At 73.3% G+C, this 17,167-nt stretch carries 16 protein-coding genes; 6 read left to right on the top strand and 10 right to left on the bottom strand.

Features of this window, described 5'->3' with window-relative positions; all coding sequences use genetic code 11:
- Positions 1-296 precede the first annotated feature (296 nt).
- A complete protein-coding gene (locus GGQ55_RS12010) occupies positions 297-2,117 on the top strand; it encodes a serine/threonine-protein kinase (protein ID WP_179716978.1) in 1,821 nt (606 codons plus the stop codon).
- On the opposite strand, the gene ispF is transcribed toward GGQ55_RS12010, so the two are convergent.
- Genes ispF through GGQ55_RS11995 form a run of 3 tightly spaced genes read right to left on the bottom strand, consistent with a single transcriptional unit; the run spans position 2,098 to position 3,779 of the window.
- Complete coding sequence (gene ispF, locus GGQ55_RS12005; protein WP_179716976.1) at positions 2,098-2,595, bottom strand: 2-C-methyl-D-erythritol 2,4-cyclodiphosphate synthase; 498 nt, start codon at positions 2,593-2,595, stop codon at positions 2,098-2,100. The genes GGQ55_RS12010 and ispF overlap by 20 nt on opposite strands.
- Positions 2,592-3,254 (bottom strand): 2-C-methyl-D-erythritol 4-phosphate cytidylyltransferase, encoded by a 663-nt coding sequence (ispD, locus tag GGQ55_RS12000; protein ID WP_179716974.1) that lies wholly within the window; start codon positions 3,252-3,254, stop codon positions 2,592-2,594. Before ispD ends, ispF begins: the two co-directional genes overlap by 4 nt.
- Positions 3,255-3,296: 42 nt before the next feature.
- Positions 3,297-3,779 carry a CarD family transcriptional regulator gene (locus tag GGQ55_RS11995; RefSeq protein ID WP_097206868.1) on the bottom strand — a complete coding sequence of 161 codons (483 nt, stop codon included), beginning with the start codon at positions 3,777-3,779 and terminating at the stop codon, positions 3,297-3,299.
- A gap of 121 nt (positions 3,780-3,900) precedes the next feature.
- Between GGQ55_RS11995 and GGQ55_RS11990 the strand changes: the two genes are divergently transcribed.
- Positions 3,901-4,758 (top strand): UbiA family prenyltransferase, encoded by an 858-nt coding sequence (locus GGQ55_RS11990; RefSeq protein WP_366489140.1) that lies wholly within the window; start codon positions 3,901-3,903, stop codon positions 4,756-4,758.
- Between the two features lie 3 nt (positions 4,759-4,761).
- Here the strand turns inward: GGQ55_RS11990 and GGQ55_RS11985 are convergent, their stop codons facing one another.
- Together GGQ55_RS11985 and GGQ55_RS11980 are read right to left on the bottom strand one after the other, a co-directional pair.
- The gene (locus tag GGQ55_RS11985) at positions 4,762-5,616 is read right to left on the bottom strand and encodes a hypothetical protein (protein WP_179716972.1); all 855 of its coding nucleotides are present in this window, start codon (positions 5,614-5,616) and stop codon (positions 4,762-4,764) included.
- Positions 5,613-6,224: an RNA polymerase sigma factor gene (locus GGQ55_RS11980; protein WP_179716970.1), complete on the bottom strand. Its 612-nt coding sequence runs from the start codon at positions 6,222-6,224 to the stop codon at positions 5,613-5,615. Before GGQ55_RS11980 ends, GGQ55_RS11985 begins: the two co-directional genes overlap by 4 nt.
- A 199-nt stretch (positions 6,225-6,423) precedes the next feature.
- On the opposite strand from GGQ55_RS11980, the gene GGQ55_RS11975 reads away from it, so the two are divergent.
- The 3 genes from GGQ55_RS11975 (at position 6,424) to disA (ending at position 9,692) form a co-directional block, all read left to right on the top strand.
- Positions 6,424-7,083, top strand: a complete 660-nt coding sequence (locus tag GGQ55_RS11975) for a copper chaperone PCu(A)C domain-containing protein (protein ID WP_179716969.1) — start codon at positions 6,424-6,426, stop codon at positions 7,081-7,083.
- A gap of 60 nt (positions 7,084-7,143) precedes the next feature.
- Positions 7,144-8,514, top strand: coding sequence for a DNA repair protein RadA (radA, locus tag GGQ55_RS11970; protein ID WP_179716967.1), 1,371 nt, complete (start codon positions 7,144-7,146; stop codon positions 8,512-8,514).
- 92 nt (positions 8,515-8,606) lie between these two features.
- Positions 8,607-9,692 (top strand): DNA integrity scanning diadenylate cyclase DisA, encoded by a 1,086-nt coding sequence (gene disA, locus GGQ55_RS11965; RefSeq protein WP_179716965.1) that lies wholly within the window; start codon positions 8,607-8,609, stop codon positions 9,690-9,692.
- Here disA and GGQ55_RS11960 read toward each other — a convergent pair.
- Entirely contained in the window at positions 9,689-10,351 is a 663-nt protein-coding gene (locus tag GGQ55_RS11960) for a MucR family transcriptional regulator (RefSeq protein ID WP_179716963.1), read from the bottom strand. The genes disA and GGQ55_RS11960 overlap by 4 nt on opposite strands.
- A 76-nt stretch (positions 10,352-10,427) precedes the next feature.
- Between GGQ55_RS11960 and GGQ55_RS11955 the strand changes: the two genes are divergently transcribed.
- Positions 10,428-11,309, top strand: a complete 882-nt coding sequence (locus GGQ55_RS11955; RefSeq protein ID WP_179716961.1) for an HhH-GPD family protein — start codon at positions 10,428-10,430, stop codon at positions 11,307-11,309.
- 154 nt (positions 11,310-11,463) lie between these two features.
- On the opposite strand, the gene GGQ55_RS11950 is transcribed toward GGQ55_RS11955, so the two are convergent.
- The 4 genes from GGQ55_RS11950 to GGQ55_RS11935 all read right to left on the bottom strand — a co-directional run bounded on the left by GGQ55_RS11950 (position 11,464) and on the right by GGQ55_RS11935 (position 17,166).
- Positions 11,464-13,998: an ATP-dependent Clp protease ATP-binding subunit gene (locus tag GGQ55_RS11950; protein WP_179716959.1), complete on the bottom strand. Its 2,535-nt coding sequence runs from the start codon at positions 13,996-13,998 to the stop codon at positions 11,464-11,466.
- 314 nt (positions 13,999-14,312) lie between these two features.
- Positions 14,313-14,657: a histone-like nucleoid-structuring protein Lsr2 gene (locus tag GGQ55_RS11945; RefSeq protein ID WP_179716957.1), complete on the bottom strand. Its 345-nt coding sequence runs from the start codon at positions 14,655-14,657 to the stop codon at positions 14,313-14,315.
- Positions 14,658-14,837: 180 nt separating this feature from the next.
- Positions 14,838-16,334 carry a lysine--tRNA ligase gene (lysS, locus tag GGQ55_RS11940; protein WP_179716955.1) on the bottom strand — a complete coding sequence of 499 codons (1,497 nt, stop codon included), beginning with the start codon at positions 16,332-16,334 and terminating at the stop codon, positions 14,838-14,840.
- 13 nt (positions 16,335-16,347) lie between these two features.
- Positions 16,348-17,166, bottom strand: a complete 819-nt coding sequence (locus tag GGQ55_RS11935; protein WP_179716953.1) for a type III pantothenate kinase — start codon at positions 17,164-17,166, stop codon at positions 16,348-16,350.
- Position 17,167: the final 1 nt, after the last annotated feature.

Genomic DNA, 17,167 nt, shown 5'->3' with positions numbered 1-17,167 from the left:
CCGGGGTGCACGCGGGCAGGATCCAGACCCGAGGGCACGCACGTCAACGGGTTCGACGTCCCACTCACCCGGACACGCGCCGGTCACGAACAGTTGCGCGCAGGCACGACATGCCGGATCCGGCGGGCGGGCGTGCACGGAGCGTGACGACACTCGCGGTCGGTGCGGTCTCGATTCCGCCAAAAGGGGGGTGCCTCGCCGTCGGCCGGTACAGCGACGTACCCGCTGGGACTAACCTCCGCCAACCCCACAGACGACAGGCACCCGCTGTGGGGCCTCCAACGGGGAGGCCCGCGATGACCAGCTTCGGCCCCTATGCAGTTCTCGACCGGCTCGGCCAGGGCGCGACCGGAACGGTCTACCGGGCGCAGTCGCCCGGCACCGGCCGGCTCGTGGCGGTCAAGGAGCTCTCCGGACCGCTGCGCACCGATCCGGTCGCGCTCGAGCGGCTGCGCCGGGAGGCGCACCTGCTCGCCGGGCTCTCGCACCCCAACATCGTCGGCGTCCACGAGTTCGTCGAGGAGCCCGACCGCGCGTGGCTGGTGTGCGACTACGTCGACGGCGCGGAGCTGTCCCGCGTGCTGGCCACGCACGGCCGCCTCGGCCCCGAGGACGCGCTGGCCGTGCTGCACGGCGCGCTCACCGGGCTGGCGTTCGCGCACCGGCACGGGATCGTGCACGGCGACATCAGCCTGGACAACCTGATGCTCTCGTCCGACGGCACCTCCAAGCTGCTCGACTTCGGTCTGGCCATCCCCGCCGGGACCGCGGGAACCGGGGGGACGCCGGCGTTCGCCAGCCCCGAGGCGATCACCGGGTGGCAGCGGACGCCGGCCTCCGACGTCTACTCGTCGGCCGCCGTCCTGTGGACCCTGCTCGCCGGGCGCCCGCCGTTCCCCGGCGTCGACCCCGCCGTCGTCGCCCGCGCGCACGTGGAGCAGCCCCCGCCGCTGCTGGAGGGCCACGGACCGGAGCTGGCCGGCCTGCTCGACCGCGCATTGTCGAAGAACCCCGCGCTGCGCCCCCCGGACGCCGGGGCGTTCCTGGCCGAGCTCGAACCGGCCGCCGCCCGCCAGTACGGCGCGGACTGGTTCACCCGGACGTCGCTGTCCGGCCTCGCCGCGACCGCCGCCGGTGGCGTGGCCGCGGCGGTGGCCGGTGGCGGGAGCGCTGCGGCGGCACCGGTCGTCGTCGCCTCCTCCGTCGCCGGCACGGCCGCCCCCGCCGCTCCCGCGACCGTGGCGGTCGAGGGCGTCCTGGGCCAGGCGAAGCTCGCCTCCGCCGCCGTCGCGCCGCCGGCAGCGCCGCCCCCGGTCGCTGCCCCGCCGGTCGCTGCCCCGCCGACCGCGTTCCCGACCGTCGCCGTCCAGAACCCGGTGCCGGCCCCGGCGGCCGCGCCGCCGATCGCCGCCGCGCCTCCCCCGCCGCCGGTGTACGCCCCGCCCCCTGCCGGACCGTTCCTCCCCGTGCCACCGCCGGTGCAGACCGGCGCGCGGCAGTCGCGCCGGCTGCTGTGGCTGGCCGGAGGCGGGGTCGCCGCGGCCGTCGCGGTCATCGTGGTGGTGATCATCCTGGTGACCACGGGGAACGACCGGCCCCCCGGCGGGACCACCGCGGCCGGCGGATCGACGCCCTCCGGTGCCGGTTCCGAATCGGCCAGCCCGGCGGCCGAGGAGCCGGCGCTGCCGGCCGGCTCGTACGCCGCGAGCGCGACCGTCGTCAGCGGCCACCCGAGCTGGGAGAACGAGGGCACGACCGAATCGGCGACCTGGACGATCAGCCTGGACTGCGCCGAGGCGCCCTGCTCGGGCTCGTTCACGCTGCCCGACGGGTCCGGGACCCTCACCTACGACGGGACGACGCTGCAGGCCACCGGCACGCGGACCATCGACTACAACTGCATCAACCAGGACACCGGCGAGCTCGTGCCGGGATCGACGTTCACCGCCGGTGTGCAGTTCACCGGCACGTTCACCGCCGGGGAGACCTCCGGTGGGGAACGCCCGTCGTTCACCGGCACCGAGACCCTGAACTGGACGACGCAGGCGACGACCGGCGGCTGCCAGACCGAGCCCGACGGCACGACCAGCCGGCAGGTCACGCTGACGCCGGCCTGACCTCCGCCCGGACCACCAGCGCGGTCGCGATCGCCGCGCGCCCCTCGCCGCGCCCGGTGAGGCCGAGCCCGTCGGTGGTCGTCGCGCTCACGCTCACCGGTGCCCCCAGGGCCGCCGAGAGCCCGGCCTCCGCCTCGGCCCGCCGCGGCCCGATCTTCGGGGAGGGCGCGATCAGCTGCACCGTCGCGTTGCCGACCTGCCACCCGGCGGCGGCAAGGGTCTCGCGGACGTGCTCCAGGACGGCGACGCCGCTCGCGCCCGCCCAGCGCGGGTCGTCGGTGCCGAGCAGCCCGCCGATGTCACCGAGCCCGGCGGCGGACAGGACGGCGTCGGTCAGCGCATGTGCGACGACGTCGCCGTCGGAGTGACCCGCGCAGCCGTCCACGCCGGGCCAGTCGAGCCCGGCCAGCCGGCACGGGCGGCCGGGCTCGATCGGGTGCACGTCGGTGCCGAGGCCGACCCGGGGCAGCTCGGTCACCGGGCCACCTGCAGCTCGGCCAGGGCGAGGTCGTGCGCGACGGTGATCTTCGTGGCCCGCTCGTCGCCGGCCACGGTGCGCACCGGGACGCCCAGCGCGCGGACCACGGCGGCGTCGTCGGTCAGCTCCACACCCTCGGGCAGGTCGTCGTAGGCCTCGGCGAGCACGACGCGGGAGAACCCCTGCGGGGTCTGCACGCGGCGCAGCGGGGCCCGGGGGACGGCGTCGGTGACCACGCCGTCGTCGTCCACCACCACGGTGGTGTCGACCACCGGCAGCACCGGGACGACGGCGGGCGCACCGGCGGCCAGGGCGGCGAGCACACGGCCGACGACGTCGGGCGGGGTCAGCGGCCGGGCGGCGTCGTGCACCAGGACTGCTCCCGCATCGCCGGGAACGGCGCCCAGCGCGGCCCTGACCGAGTCTGTGCGGGTCGCGCCGCCGACCACCAGCCGGATGCCGGCCGGCAGGGCCCGCGCGAACTCCTCGTGATCGGCGGCGGGAGCGGCCACGACCACCTCGTCGACGCCACCGTCGAGCAGCGTGGCCACGGCCCAGGCCACGAGCGGGCGACCACCGAGCGGGACGAGTGCCTTCGGGCGACCGCTCCCGAGACGCAGACCGCTCCCGGCCGCTGCGACGATGCCGACAGCGTGCACGGGAGCGGTCTGGGAACTACTGGGTGAGCTCGACGCGCGAGCTCAGCTGGCGAGGACCTCGTCGAGGAGGACCTCGGCCTTGTCCTCGTTGGTGCCCTCGGCGAGCGCGAGCTCGCTGACCAGGATCTGGCGGGCCTTGGAGAGCATGCGCTTCTCGCCGGCGGACAGGCCGCGGTCCTTGTCCCGGCGCCACAGGTCACGCACGACCTCGGCGACCTTGTTCACGTCGCCGGAGGCGAGCTTCTCCAGGTTGGCCTTGTACCGGCGCGACCAGTTGGTCGGCTCCTCGGTGTGCGGGGCACGCAGCACCTCGAACACCCGGTTCAGGCCCTCCTGACCGACGACGTCACGCACGCCGACGATCTCCGCGTTGTCGGCCGGCACACGCACCGTCAGGTCGCCCTGAGCGACCTTGAGCACGAGGTAGGCCTTCTCTTCACCCTTGATGACACGCTTCTCGATCGCCTCGATGAGCGCCGCACCGTGGTGCGGGTAGACGACGGTCTCGCCGACAGTGAAGCCCATGTGTGTGTGACCCCTTTCGCTGCATCCACTTTACCACGGAAGATTCACGAGCGGACCGGAGTCGAGCCGTAAATTCGCAGGTCAGAAGGCAGATGAACTAGGGCGGAGGGGTTGACACAGCGTGGCCGATGTGCCTGTCGGGCGACCGCGGGCCGGGGGCCTGGTCCGCGGCCTGGTGCTGGCCACGCACCTCGGCCCGACCGTCGCGGTCACCCTCGTGGCCACCCTGCTGGGGGTCGCGGCGGGGGTCGGAGGGGCCCGCACGACCCTCCTCTGCGTCGCCGTCCTCGCTGGTCAGGCCTCGATCGGCTGGAGCAACGACTGGCTCGACGCCGACCGCGACCGGGTGGTCGCGCGGGCCGACAAACCGGTCGTCCAGGGCGCGGTGAGCCCCACGCTGCTGCGCGCTCTGGCGCTCGCCGCGGTCGCGCTGGCCGTCGTCCTGTCGCTGCTCCTCGGGCTCGTGCCCGGACTCCTGCTGCTCCTCCTCGTCGCCAGCGGGTGGGCCTACAACGCCGGACTGAAACGGACGGTGCTGTCGGGTCTGCCCTACCTGGTGGGGTTCGGGGCCCTGCCGGCCGGCGTGGTGGCGGCCGCGCCCGGCACCCCCATCGCGCCGTGGTGGCTGATCGGCGCGGGCGCCGCGCTGGGCGGGGCGGCCCACCTGGCCAACGTCGCCCCCGACCTCGAGGACGACCTGGCGACGGGCGTCCGGGGGCTGCCGCACCGGCTGGGCCCGGTCGTCTCCGCGGTGATCGGCGCGGCGCTGCTCGGGGCGGCGTCCCTGCTGCTGGTGTTCGGTCCGCCCGGACCACCGACGGTTGCGGCCTGGGTCGGCCTGCTGGTGGCGGTGCCCGCCGTCGCCGTGGCCGCCCTCGCCGGCACGCCGCGCTGGCGAGGGCTGGCCTTCCCGGCCGTGATGCTGCTGACCGTGCTGGACGTGGTCCTGCTGCTCGCCGGGGGCGCGGCGGTCGCGTAGGGGTCAGTCGTCCCCGTGGCCGGGACCGTGGCCGCCGGAGCGGCCGCTGCCCGAGCCACCGGAGCCGTGGGCGCTCCCGCTGTTCCCGTGGCCGCTCCGCTGGTTGCCGGCCGTCGGTGCGGAGGTCTGCTCGGCGTCGTCACCGGAGCCCTCGGTGGTCGCGGCCGTGTCGTCCGGCAGCACGATGCCCTTCTCGTGGGCCTCGCGGCTGATGACGGCGCCGTCGGCGTAGCCGTGACGAGCGCCCTCGCTCACCCAGTCGCCGAACGGCTGCCCCTCGGCCGGGCCCTTCTCCCAGTCCTCGAGCGTGTACCCGTCGTCGGTCGCGGGCGCCGCGGTGTCGTCACCGGCGTCCGTCGTCGTCCCCGACCCGTCCACCTCGGTGCCGGTCGGGGCGGACGTCGCCGGGGGAACCGGCGCCACGTCGTCGGTCTGCTGCGGGTCCTCGACCTGGATGCCCACCGTGGAGGCGACGGTCGCGAAGCCGTGCTGCAGGGAGTCCGGCAGCGCGCCGGCCACCCCGGCGCCGGTGAAGGCCACGAACACGATGCCGGCGCCGGTGGCCGCCTGGGCGACGGCGCCCGCGGACACGATCTTGGCCAGCAGGGCGGGGAAGAACATGGCGGCGCGTCTCCGTCTGCGAGGAGCCGTCCGGGCGGACCGGATCGGCTGGTCGGTGAGCAGACCGTTCGCCAGCAGGTCGGCGAGCGCCGCGTTCGGCCGCCCGGGAGCGGACGCGGACGAGCGGACCGCCTCGGCGAAGGCGGCCACGGAGGCCCCCTGCCCGGGGACGGGTCGGCGCGCGAGGAAGGCCTCGAAGGCCTCCTCGACCGTCGCGTCGTCGGCTGCTGTGGTCATCTCGCCCTCGTCATCGCCGGATCGGTCCGGAAGGGTGCGCGTGGCGCACCCACTCGTTCGGTGGAGTTCTCGCGCTCCAGCCGGTCCCGCAGCGCGCGCAGGCCGCGGCGCTGCAGGGCCTTGACCGACGGGACGCTCTTGTCCAGCACGTCGGCCACCTGCTCCACCGTGAGGTCGGCGAGGATGCGCAGCAGCAGCACGGAGCGCTGGTCGGTGGGCAGCTCGCCGCACAGCCGGTGCACGGTCTCGGCGCCGAGGCGGGTCAGGACGTCGTCCTCGACGTCGCCACCGAGGTGCGCCGTCAGGTCCCCCGGTTCGTCGGCGAGCTGCGGACGCCGGCTGCGCCGCCGCCAGTCGTCCATCAACCGGCGGTGGGCGATGGTGAACACCCAGGCACGCAGGCCGGCCTCGTCGCCGCTGAACGTCGCCAGCCCGGTGAAGACGCCGAGGAAGGTCTCGCTGGCCAGGTCGTCGGGCTCGACGGCGCCGTGCAGGCGCAGGTAGCCGGTCACCGCGGGCGCCAGCTCGCGGTAGAGCCGCTCGAACGCCCACGCCGCGCCCGCCTGGGCCGCCGCGAGCACGTCGTCGAAGGGCAGTCCCGTCCGCACGCCGTCCACCTCCTCCCGGTCTCCCCGCTCTGCTATCCATCGGCGGGAAACCGGCCGGACCGGAGATCGCACGGCGCGGCACCCTTCCCTCCGGATGAAGCGCCCGGGCCGACCGTTAGGCTCGCCCCGTCTTGGGGAAGCCATCCCGTCGAGCCACCGGGCGTCCGGTGGCCGGCACGTGCCTGGGAGGTCGACGGCTGTGAACCGCGCACTGCGCGCCGCCACGGTGGGTGTCCTGCTGTTCTCGCCGCTGGTGATCACGGCGTGCAGCGCCGGGCAGGTCAACCAGACGTCCTCCCAGCAGCGCGACAAGGTGGGGCCGTCGGTCGAGGTCGGCGACCTGACGCTGCGCGGGGTGCAGCTGGCCTACCCCACCGACGGCAGCTACGCCCCGGGTGAGGACGCCGAGCTGCAGATGTCGATCGTCAACTCGGGGACCGAGGACGACGCGCTGGTCGGCATCAAGGGCACCGGCTTCTCCGAGGTGCGGGTGACCGGCTCGGCGTCCGGCACCGTCTCCGCCTCGCCGTCCGGGTCCGCGGCCGCCACCACCACGTCCGCCCCGGCGCAGGCGACCACCAGCGGCGGCGCCCGGGCCCTGGACATCACGATCCCGGCCGGCTCGGGGGTCTACCTCGGCGAGAACGCCCCGACGGTGACCCTGGTCTCCCTCGGCCAGGAGCTCGCCCCGGCCCAGACCATGGACCTGACGTTCACCTTCGAGAAGGCCGGTGACGTCACGATCGCCGTCCCGGTGGCGGTCCCGGCGTCGAACGTGCCGCAGACCAGCACCTTCAACTTCCACGAGTCCTCCGAGGGCGACACCCCGGGCACCGAGGCCGGCGGCGGCAACGGCTGACGCTCTGCCGCCCCTGACCGCTTCCCCGGAACTGTCGGTTCCCGGCGTTACCGTCCGGGAGTGCCACCCGCCGGAGTGAAGTCCCGTCCCGCCCACCGCTGCACCGAGTGCGGCTACGGCTCGGCCAAGTGGGTCGGTCGCTGCCCCGAGTGCCAGGCGTGGGGGACGCTGCAGGAGGTCGGGGCGCCGGCGTCACCGCTGCGCGCGGTCGCGGCCGGCCCGGTGACCGCTCCGGCCCGGCCGATCGCGCAGGTGGACCTGGCCGAGGCGCAGGCCGTGCCCACAGGCATCCCCGAGTTCGACCGGGTGCTGGGCGGCGGCCTGGTGCCCGGCGCCGTGCTGCTGGTCGCGGGCGAGCCGGGCGTGGGCAAGTCGACGCTGCTGCTCGAGGTCGCCCACAAGGTGGCCGAGGCGAACGGCCCGACGCTCGTGGTCTCCGGCGAGGAGTCCGCCGCCCAGGTCCGGCTGCGGGCCGAGCGCATCGGGGCGCTGCACGAGCGGTTGTACCTGGCGGCCGAGACCGAGCTGTCCGCCGTCCTCGCGCACGTCGAGGCGGTTGCGCCGACGCTGCTGGTGCTCGACAGCGTGCAGACCGTCCGCTCCCCCGCGGTCGACGGCACCGACGGCGGCGCCACCCAGGTGCGCGCGGTCGCCAGCGCGCTCACCGGGGTCGCCAAGTCCCGCGGCATGACCACGATCCTCGTCGGCCACGTGACCAAGGACGGCGCGATCGCCGGGCCCCGCGCGCTGGAGCACCTCGTCGACGTCGTCATCTCCTTCGACGGCGAGCGGCACTCCACGCTGCGGCTGATCCGCGCCGCCAAGAACCGCTTCGGCCCGGCCGACGAGATCGGCTGCTTCGAGATCGGCGACTCCGGCGTCGTCGGCGTGCCCGACCCCTCCGCGCTGTTCGTCTCCCGCCGGCCGGCCCCGGTCCCCGGCAGTTGCGTCACCGTGACGCTCGAGGGCAGCCGTCCGCTTCTGGCCGAGGTGCAGGCCCTGGTCGCCTCCTCCGGCGGCGGCGGGTCGCCGCGGCGGGCGGTCAGCGGGCTGGACTCGCAGCGGGTGGCCATGGTCAACGCCGTCGTCGAGCGCCGCGGCGGGGTGAAGCTGGCCGACGCCGACGTCTTCGCCGCCTCGGTCGGCGGGGTGCGGATCATCGAGCCGGCGGCCGACCTCGCGCTGGCCATCGCGATCGCCTCGGCGGCCAAGGACGAGCCGCTGCCCCACGGGCTGGTGGCCCTCGGCGAGGTGGGTCTGTCCGGCGAGATCCGCCGGGTCGGAGGGCTCGGCCGGCGGCTGGCCGAGGCGTCCCGCCATGGCTACAAGGTCGCGCTGGTCCCCGAGGACGCCGGATCGCCGCCCCCCGGCATGCGGCTGATCGAGGTGCCCGACCTCGGCACGGCGTTCGACCGGCTGTTCCGCGCCTGAGGTCGTCTCGCGCTCGCACGATGCCGATCCGGAACGACGTCACGATGGGCACGTAGACTCACCCCGCCCGTTCTCGACCGTCAGGAGCGCTCGTGCCCCCCGCTGTGGACCCCGAGGCTGCGCTGCGCGACCTCCTCGGCCGCATCGCACCGGGAACCGCGCTGCGCGACGGTCTCGAGCGCATCCTCGCCGGGCGGACGGGCGCGCTGATCGTGCTGGGCTACGACCGGGTCGTCGAGTCGCTGTGCACCGGCGGCTTCGCCCTGGACGTGGCGCTGTCGGCCACCCGGCTGCGTGAGCTGGCCAAGATGGACGGCGCGGTCATCGTCTCCTACGACGGCACCCGGATCGTCCGCGCGGGTGTGCACCTCATGCCCGACCCGACGATCCCGACCGAGGAGTCCGGCACCCGGCACCGCACCGCCGAGCGGGTGGCGATCCAGACCGGCTTCCCGGTGATCTCGGTCAGCCAGTCGATGCACATCATCAGCGTCTACGTGGCCGGCCGGCGCTACACCCTCGAGCACCCGACGACGATCCTGGCCCGCGCCAACCAGGCCCTGGCCGCGCTCGAGCGCTACAAGCTGCGGCTCGACGAGGTCGCCAGCACGCTGTCGGCCCTGGAGATCGAGGACCTCGTCACCGTCCGCGACGCGATGAGCGTCAGCCAGCGGCTGGAGATGGTGCGGCGGATCGCCGACGAGATCGAGGGCTTCGTCGTCGAGCTCGGCACCGACGGCCGGCTGCTCGCGCTGCAGCTCGACGAGATGCTCGCCGGCGTCGAGGAGGACCGCGGGCTGCTGGTCCGCGACTACCTGCCCGCCGGCGGTCGCCGTCCTCGCACGATCGACCAGGTGCTCACCGACCTGCGCGCGCTGTCGGCCACCGAGCTGCTCGACCTGTCCGCCGTGGCCCGCTGCTACGGCCTGCCGACCTCGCCCGACGCGCTCGACTCGCCGGTCAGCCCGCGCGGCTACCGGCTGCTGGCCCGGGTGCCGCGCCTGCCCGCCGGCATCATCGACCGCCTGGTCGACCACTTCGGCGGTCTGCAGAAGCTGCTCGCCGCGACGATCGAGGACCTGCTGGCCGTCGACGGCGTCGGCGAGGCCCGCGCCCGGGGGATCCGCGAAGGGCTCTCCCGGCTGGCCGAGACCTCGATCCTCGACCGCTACAGCTAGGCGATCGAGATCTGGGCGACGGCGCTGTTCTCGGTGCCCAGCCGGCCCTGGAGCAGATAGGCGCCGGGCGGTGGCGGCATCCGCGGTGCGGTGCAGGTCGGCTCACTCGTCAGGCCGCTCCACTCGACCGAGAAGCTGACCACCTCAGCCGGCGCGAGCGTGCGCCGGACGTCGCTGGTGTCGGCGCGGCAGTCGTGGCTGCCCCAGATCCGGTTGCCGGCGAGGTCTCGCAGCACCAGCTCCTGCAACTGCTCGTCGAACGACCGGATGCAGGGCACCGTCGCGACGTTGGAGACGAGCAGCACGAAGGTGGCCTGCGTCCCCACCGCGACGCCGGCGGGCGCGCGGACCTCGACGGTGATCATGTCGTCGGTGCACGGACCCGCGGCCGCGGTGGACGGCGGGTTCGCCGTCGTCGAGGCGGCGCCCGTCGGGAGCTGCACGCCGGCCAGCGACGGGACGACGCGCTCGAGGGCAGGGGTGGCCGGCGGCGCCGACGACGTGGCCGCGACCGTCGTCGTCCCGTCGTCGAACCGGCCGGTGGCGACCGCGTAGCCGACCCATCCCCCACCGCCGAGCACCGACACCAGCAGGGTCAGCACCAGGACCCGGCGCCGCCAGTAGACGGAGGCCGGGAGCGGGCCGACCGGGTGCAACACGGCCGGGACGCTAACCGCCGCTCGACGCGCCACCGCTCCGGCACGCCGCTGCCCGCGGGCGGCAGACTGGTCTCTCGTGAGCACTGCGACCACTGACACCGGTGAGGCGATCGTCGACTGGTACGCGACGGCGGCGCGGGACCTGCCGTGGCGCCGTCCGGACGTCGACGCCTGGGCGGTGCTGGTGTCGGAGGTGATGCTCCAGCAGACACCGGTCGCCCGGGTCGAGCCGGTCTGGCGGGACTGGATGGCGCGCTGGCCGACGCCGGCCGCGCTGGCCGCCGAGACCCCGGCCGAGGTGATCCGGGCGTGGGGCAAGCTCGGCTACCCGCGGCGGGCGCTGCGGCTGCGCGAGGCCGCGCTGGCGATCGTCGAGCGGCACGGCGGGGTGGTGCCGGACGACGTCCCGACGCTGGAGGCGCTGCCCGGGATCGGCACCTACACCGCTCGCGCGGTCGCGTGCTTCGGCTACGGGCGGCCGCAGCCGGTGGTCGACACGAACGTGCGGCGGGTGGTGGCCCGGCTGGTGCACGCAAAGGCCGAGGCCGGGACGGCGCGCGCCGCGGACCTCGAGGACATCGCCGCCCTCGCGCCCACCGATCCGGAGCGCGCGGTGCGCTTCTCGGTGGCGACCATGGAATTGGGGGCGCTGGTCTGCGTGGCCGGGACGCCACGCTGCGCCGTCTGCCCCGTGCGCGACAGCTGTGCCTGGCGGCTCGCCGGGTACCCGGCGCACGAGGGACCGCCGCGGCGGGTGCAGAAGTTCGCCGGCACCGACCGGCAGGTGCGCGGGCGGCTGCTCGACGTCCTGCGGGCGGCCGCGCAGCCGGTCGAGGCGGCGGAGCTGGACGCGGCATGGGACGACGCCGTCCAGCGCTCGCGCTGCCTGGACTCGCTGCTGACCGACGGCCTGGTCGAGCAGACCCCCGACGGCCTGTTCCGCCTACCGCACAGCTGACCCGCTCGTGCGCGAGTGAGCAGTTGCGGTCGCCGACACGCGGCGGCACGCCGTCCTCGGCGACCACAACTGCTCACTCGACGGGACGCCAGCCCCGGACACGGCAGAGGCCGCCCCACCCGAGCGGGTGGAGCGGCCTCTGGTCGTGCGTGGGTTACTCGGCGGCCTTGGCGGCCGGGCCCTCCTCGTCGCCGCCCGAGAGGGCGACCGGCGGGGTGTCGGGCAGGTCGATCGGCTTCGCCTCGCCACGGAACGTGAACTTCTGCTCCGGGCCCTCGGCGTCGTCGACGTCCACCACCACGATCTGGCCGGCGGACAGCTCGCCGTAGAGGATCTTCTCGGAGAGCGCGTCCTCGATCTCGCGCTGGATCGTCCGGCGCAGCGGCCGGGCGCCCAGCACCGGGTCGAAGCCGCGGTGCGCGAGCAGCTTCTTGGCGGCGGGCGTGACCTCGAGCGACATGTCCTTGTTCGACAGCTGGCCCTCCACGCGGGCGAGCATGAGGTCGACGATCCGGATGATCTCGTCCTCGGTCAGCTGGTGGAACACGACGATGTCGTCGATGCGGTTGAGGAACTCAGGCCGGAAGTGCTGCTTGAGCTCGTCGTGGACGCGGTTCTTCATCCGCTCGTAGTTCGACTGCGAGTCGTTCCCGGCCTGGAATCCGAGGCCGACCGCCTTCGAGATGTCCCGCGTACCGAGGTTGGTCGTGAGGATCAGGATCGTGTTCTTGAAGTCCACGATCCGGCCCTGACCATCGGTGAGCCGACCATCCTCGAGCACCTGCAGAAGCGTGTTGAACACATCTGCGTGGGCCTTCTCGATCTCGTCGAAGAGAACCACCGAGAACGGCTTGCGCCGCACCTTCTCGGTCAGCTGGCCACCCTCGTCGTAACCGACGTAACCGGGAGGCGCACCGACCAGGCGGGAAACGGTGAACCGGTCGTGGAACTCGCCCATGTCGATCTGGATGAGCGCGTCGTCATCGCCGAACAGGAAGCTCGCGAGCGCCTTCGCCAGCTCGGTCTTACCGACACCCGAGGGGCCGGCGAAGATGAACGAACCACCCGGACGGCGCGGGTCCTTGAGGCCCGCACGCGTGCGCCGGATCGCCTGGCTGACGCTCTTGATGGCCTCGTGCTGGCCGATGATCCGCTTGTGGAGCTCGTCCTCCATGCGGAGCAGACGGGTCGTCTCCTCCTCGGTGAGCTTGAAGACGGGGATGCCGGTCCAGTTGGCCAGCACCTCGGCGATCTGCTCGTCGTCGACCTCGGCGACGACGTCCATGTCGCCGGCCTTCCACTGCTTCTCGCGCTCGGCCTTCTCGCCCAGGAGCTGCTTCTCCTTGTCGCGCAGCGACGCGGCCTTCTCGAAGTCCTGCGCGTCGATCGCCGACTCCTTCTCGCGGCGGATGCCGGCGATCCGGTCGTCGAACTCGCGCAGGTCCGGCGGGGCGGTCATCCGCTTGATCCGCATCCGGGCGCCGGCCTCGTCGATCAGGTCGATCGCCTTGTCGGGCAGGAAGCGGTCGGAGATGTACCGGTCGGCCAGCGTCGCGGCGGCGACCAGGGCGGCGTCGGTGATGCTGATCCGGTGGTGCGCCTCGTAGCGGTCGCGCAGACCCTTGAGGATCTCGATCGTGTGGGTGAGCGTCGGCTCGCCCACCTGGATCGGCTGGAAGCGCCGCTCGAGCGCGGCGTCCTTCTCCAGGTGCTTGCGGTACTCGTCGAGCGTGGTGGCACCGATGGTCTGCAGCTCACCGCGGGCCAGCATCGGCTTGAGGATGCTGGCGGCGTCGATCGCGCCCTCGGCGGCACCCGCCCCGACGAGGGTGTGGATCTCGTCGATGAACAGGATGATGTCGCCGCGGGTGCGGATCTCCTTGAGGACCTTCTTCAGCCGCTCCTCGAAGTCACCGCGGTAGCGGGACCCGGCGACCAGGGCGCCGAGGTCGAGCGTGTAGAGCTGCTTGTCCTTCAGCGTCTCGGGCACCTCGCCCTTGACGATCGCCTGGGCGAGGCCCTCGACGACGGCGGTCTTGCCGACGCCGGGCTCGCCGATGAGGACCGGGTTGTTCTTGGTCCGCCGCGACAGGACCTGCATGACCCGCTCGATCTCCTTGGCCCGCCCGATGACCGGGTCGAGCTTGGAGTCGCGCGCGGCCTGGGTCAGGTTGCGGCCGAACTGGTCGAGGACCAGCGAGGTCGACGGCGTGCCCTCGGCCGGGCCGCCGGCCGCGGCCGGCTCCTTGCCCTGGTAGCCCGAGAGCAGCTGGATGACCTGCTGGCGGACACGGTTCAGGTCGGCGCCGAGCTTCACGAGGACCTGGGCGGCCACGCCCTCGCCCTCGCGGATCAGGCCGAGCAGGATGTGCTCGGTGCCGATGTAGTTGTGGCCCAGCTGCAGCGCCTCGCGCAGCGAGAGCTCCAGGACCTTCTTGGCGCGCGGCGTGAAGGGGATGTGCCCGGACGGAGCCTGCTGGCCCTGACCGATGATCTCCTCCACCTGCTGGCGGACGCCCTCCAGCGAGATGCCGAGGGACTCGAGCGCCTTGGCCGCAACACCCTCACCCTCGTGGATCAGACCCAGGAGGATGTGCTCGGTGCCGATGTAGTTGTGGTTGAGCATCCGGGCCTCTTCCTGGGCCAGGACGACAACTCGGCGGGCTCGGTCGGTGAACCGTTCGAACATCTGCTGCTTCTCCTCTGACCGGCTGGTCCGGCTTTGTTCCCCCGGCTGACCGGACGGAACATCCGACTGGAGTCGGCGCGCTGGCGCACCGGTCATTCCACTGTAGTCACGGACCACGCCGTCCTGTCGGCTCATGGTCACAGGACGGTGGGTGGCTGCCCGGTCCAACCGATGGTGACGCAGCGGTGTTCCGATCTGGTTACGCCGTCAGCGGACACGCCGACGTCGTCCATCCCGCCCCGCCTACCCCCAGGTGACGCACGACGGCCCGGCTCCCCGAAGGGAACCGGGCCGTCGGCGTCGGTGCTGCTGCGTCAGTGCGCGGCCTCGTATGCCTCCACGACACTGGCCGGGATGCGGCCGCGGTCGCTGACCTGGTGACCGTTCTTGCGGGCCCAGTCGCGGATGGCCCCGGCCTGCTCGCGGTCCATGCGGCCACCGGTGGCGCGCGAACGACCACCGCCGGACGCACGGCCGGCCCGGCCGACCTTGCGGGCCGCCTGGACGTAGCGCGAGAAGACGTCGCGCAGCTCCTTGGCGTTCTTGTCCGACAGGTCGATCTCGTAGTTGGTGCCGTCGAGGGCAAAGCTCACGGTCTCATCCGCGGAGACGTTCTCGTCGAGGTCGTCGCTCAGGATGACCTGAACCTTGCGCGCCATTTAGGTCCTCATTTCGTCGGTGGCCCGGGCGGGCCATTTCCACCCGGGTCGGGGTGCACCTGCATTCCACCACATAGGCACACCATTTGACCAATGACCTAGGACCCATCTCTCACTTAAGAGCATAAGACGAGTAGCACTTTGCGGCGAACGGCGAGTTCCGAAACGTGCAGGAAACGCTCAGTTCGACAGCGGACGCACCAACGGGAAGAGAATTGTTTCCCGGATGCCGAGCCCGGTGAGCGTCATCATCAGGCGGTCCATGCCCATGCCCATGCCGCCGGTGGGCGGCATGCCGTACTCCAGCGCCTCGAGGAAGTCCTCGTCGAGCACCATCGCCTCGGGGTCACCGGCGGCGGCGAGCGCGGCCTGCGCGGTGAACCGCTCCCGCTGCACGACCGGGTCGACCAGCTCCGAGTAGGCCGTGGCCCGCTCGATCCCGCCGATGTAGAGGTCCCACTTCTCGGCCACACCCGGCTTCGACCGGTGCGCGCGCGTGAGCGGCGAGGTGTCCACGGGGTAGTCGATGACGAACGTCGGCGCCTGCAGCGTGTGCTGCACGAGCGCCTCGAAGATCTCCTCGACGACCTTCCCGGGAACCCAGGCCGGGTCGATGCCGACGTCGTGCCGCTCGGCGATCGCGCGCAGCTGCTCGACCGGCGTCTCGGGGGTGATCTCCTCCCCCACCGCCTCGGACACCGCCGTGTAGAGCGGCACCTGCGGCCAGATGCCGGACAGGTCGATCTCGGTGCCGTCGTGGTGGCGCGCGGTGAGGTCGCCGAACAGCGCCGTGCACGCCTCCTGGATCAGCTCGCGGGTGAGCGTGGCCATCACCTGGTAGTCGGCGTAGGCCTGGTAGCACTCGAGCATCGCGAACTCCGGGGAGTGCGAGCTGTCGGCGCCCTCGTTGCGGAAGTTCCGGTTGATCTCGAAGACCCGCTCCAGGCCGCCGACGATGCACCGCTTGAGGAACAGCTCGGGCGCGATCCGCAGGTACAGGTCGAGGTCGAAGGCGTTCATGTGCGTGCGGAACGGCCGCGCCGTCGCGCCGCCGTGCACGGTCTGCAGCATCGGCGTCTCGACCTCGAGGAAGCCGCGTGCGGTCAGCCCGGCCCGCAGCGTCGACATGACCGTGGCCCGCTGGCGCACGGTCCGCCGGGCCTCGTCGCGGACGATGAGGTCGACGTAGCGACGGCGGACGCGCAGCTCCTCGCTCATCGGCTTGTGCGCCACCGGCAGGGGGCGCAGCGCCTTGGCCGTCAGCTGCCAGGCGTCGGCGAACACCGACAGCTCGCCGCGGCGGGAGGTGCCGACCTCGCCCTCCACGAAGACGTGGTCACCGAGGTCGACGTCGGACTTCCACGCCGCGAGCGGCTCCTCGCCGATGCGGTCAAGGGAGAGCATGACCTGCAGCTCGGCGTCGCCCTCGCGCAGCGTCGCGAAGCAGAGCTTGCCGGTGTTGCGGACGAAGATCACCCGCCCGGTGATGCCGACCTTCTCGCCGGTCAGCGTGTCGGGCTCGAGGTCGGGGTGCTTCTCGCGGACCTCGGCGAGCGTGGCCGTGCGCGGCACGCCCACCGGATAGGGGTCGATGCCGGTCTCGCGGAGCCGGTCGAGCTTGGCGCGGCGGACGCGCAGCTGCTCGGGGAGGTCGTCGCCGGGGGGTTCTTCGGTCATGACGCCGCACAGCCTACGGGGAGGCCGGACGCCGATCCGCCGGGGAACGGCCGGCCTGCTGCCGCTCGAAGGCCAACCGCAGCCCGTGCACCGTCAGGTCGGGCTCCCGCTCGCCGATCGAACGGCAGCTGTCGGCCACCAGCGGCGCCAGCCCGCCGGTGGCGACGACGACCGGCGCGGCGCCGAACTGCGCGACGATCTCCGCGGCGATGCGGGCCACCAGCCCGTCGACCAGACCGGCGAACCCGAGCACCAGCCCCGACTGCAGGGCGGCGACGGTGTTCTTGCCGATCGCCTGCGGGGGCACGGTCAGCTCCACCGACCGCAGCTGCGCGGCCCGCGAGGCCAGCGCGTCGAGGCTGACCTCGACCCCGGGCGCCAGAGCGCCGCCGAGGAACTGCCCGTCGGGGCCGATCGCGTCCACGTTGGTCGAGGTCCCGAAGTCGACGACGATCACCGGCCGGCCCGTCCCGTCCGGAGAACGGCCGAACATCTCGTGCGCCGCGAGGGCGGTCACCACGCGGTCGGCGCCGACCTCGCGCGGGTTGTCCACGTGCAGCGGGACGCCGGTGCGCACGCCGGGACCGATGAGCACGACCGGCACCTCGAGGGAGTCCAGCAGCGCGCGCAGCGACGGCAGCAGCGCGGGCACCGTGGAGCAGGCGGCGACGCCGGTGATCTCGGTGTCGCGCAGCAGGCCGCGCCAGGTCATCCGCAGCTCGTCGGCGGTCTCCCGCGGGTGTGTGGTCACCCGCCACGAGCCGACCCGCCGGGCGCCGTCGAAGGTGGCGAGCACCGTCTGGCTGTTGCCGACGTCGACGCAGAGCAGCACC

The organism is Petropleomorpha daqingensis, assembly GCF_013408985.1.
In the GTDB taxonomy this organism is placed as follows: Bacteria; Actinomycetota; Actinomycetes; order Mycobacteriales; family Geodermatophilaceae; genus Petropleomorpha; species Petropleomorpha daqingensis.
The sequence above is the reverse complement of the archived record's forward strand: the minus strand, read 5'-3'. Positions and strand labels throughout refer to the sequence as shown.

Coding starts and splice junctions, on each gene's coding strand:
- GGQ55_RS12010 (WP_179716978.1), top strand. CDS start 297: ATGACCAGCTTCGGCCCCTATGCAGTTCTCGACCGGCTCGGCCAGGGC.
- GGQ55_RS11945 (WP_179716957.1), bottom strand. CDS start 14,657: ATGGCGCGCAAGGTTCAGGTCATCCTGAGCGACGACCTCGACGAGAAC.
- lysS (WP_179716955.1), bottom strand. CDS start 16,334: ATGACCGAAGAACCCCCCGGCGACGACCTCCCCGAGCAGCTGCGCGTC.
- GGQ55_RS11985 (WP_179716972.1), bottom strand. CDS start 5,616: ATGACCACAGCAGCCGACGACGCGACGGTCGAGGAGGCCTTCGAGGCC.
- GGQ55_RS11995 (WP_097206868.1), bottom strand. CDS start 3,779: ATGGGCTTCACTGTCGGCGAGACCGTCGTCTACCCGCACCACGGTGCG.
- GGQ55_RS11950 (WP_179716959.1), bottom strand. CDS start 13,998: ATGTTCGAACGGTTCACCGACCGAGCCCGCCGAGTTGTCGTCCTGGCC.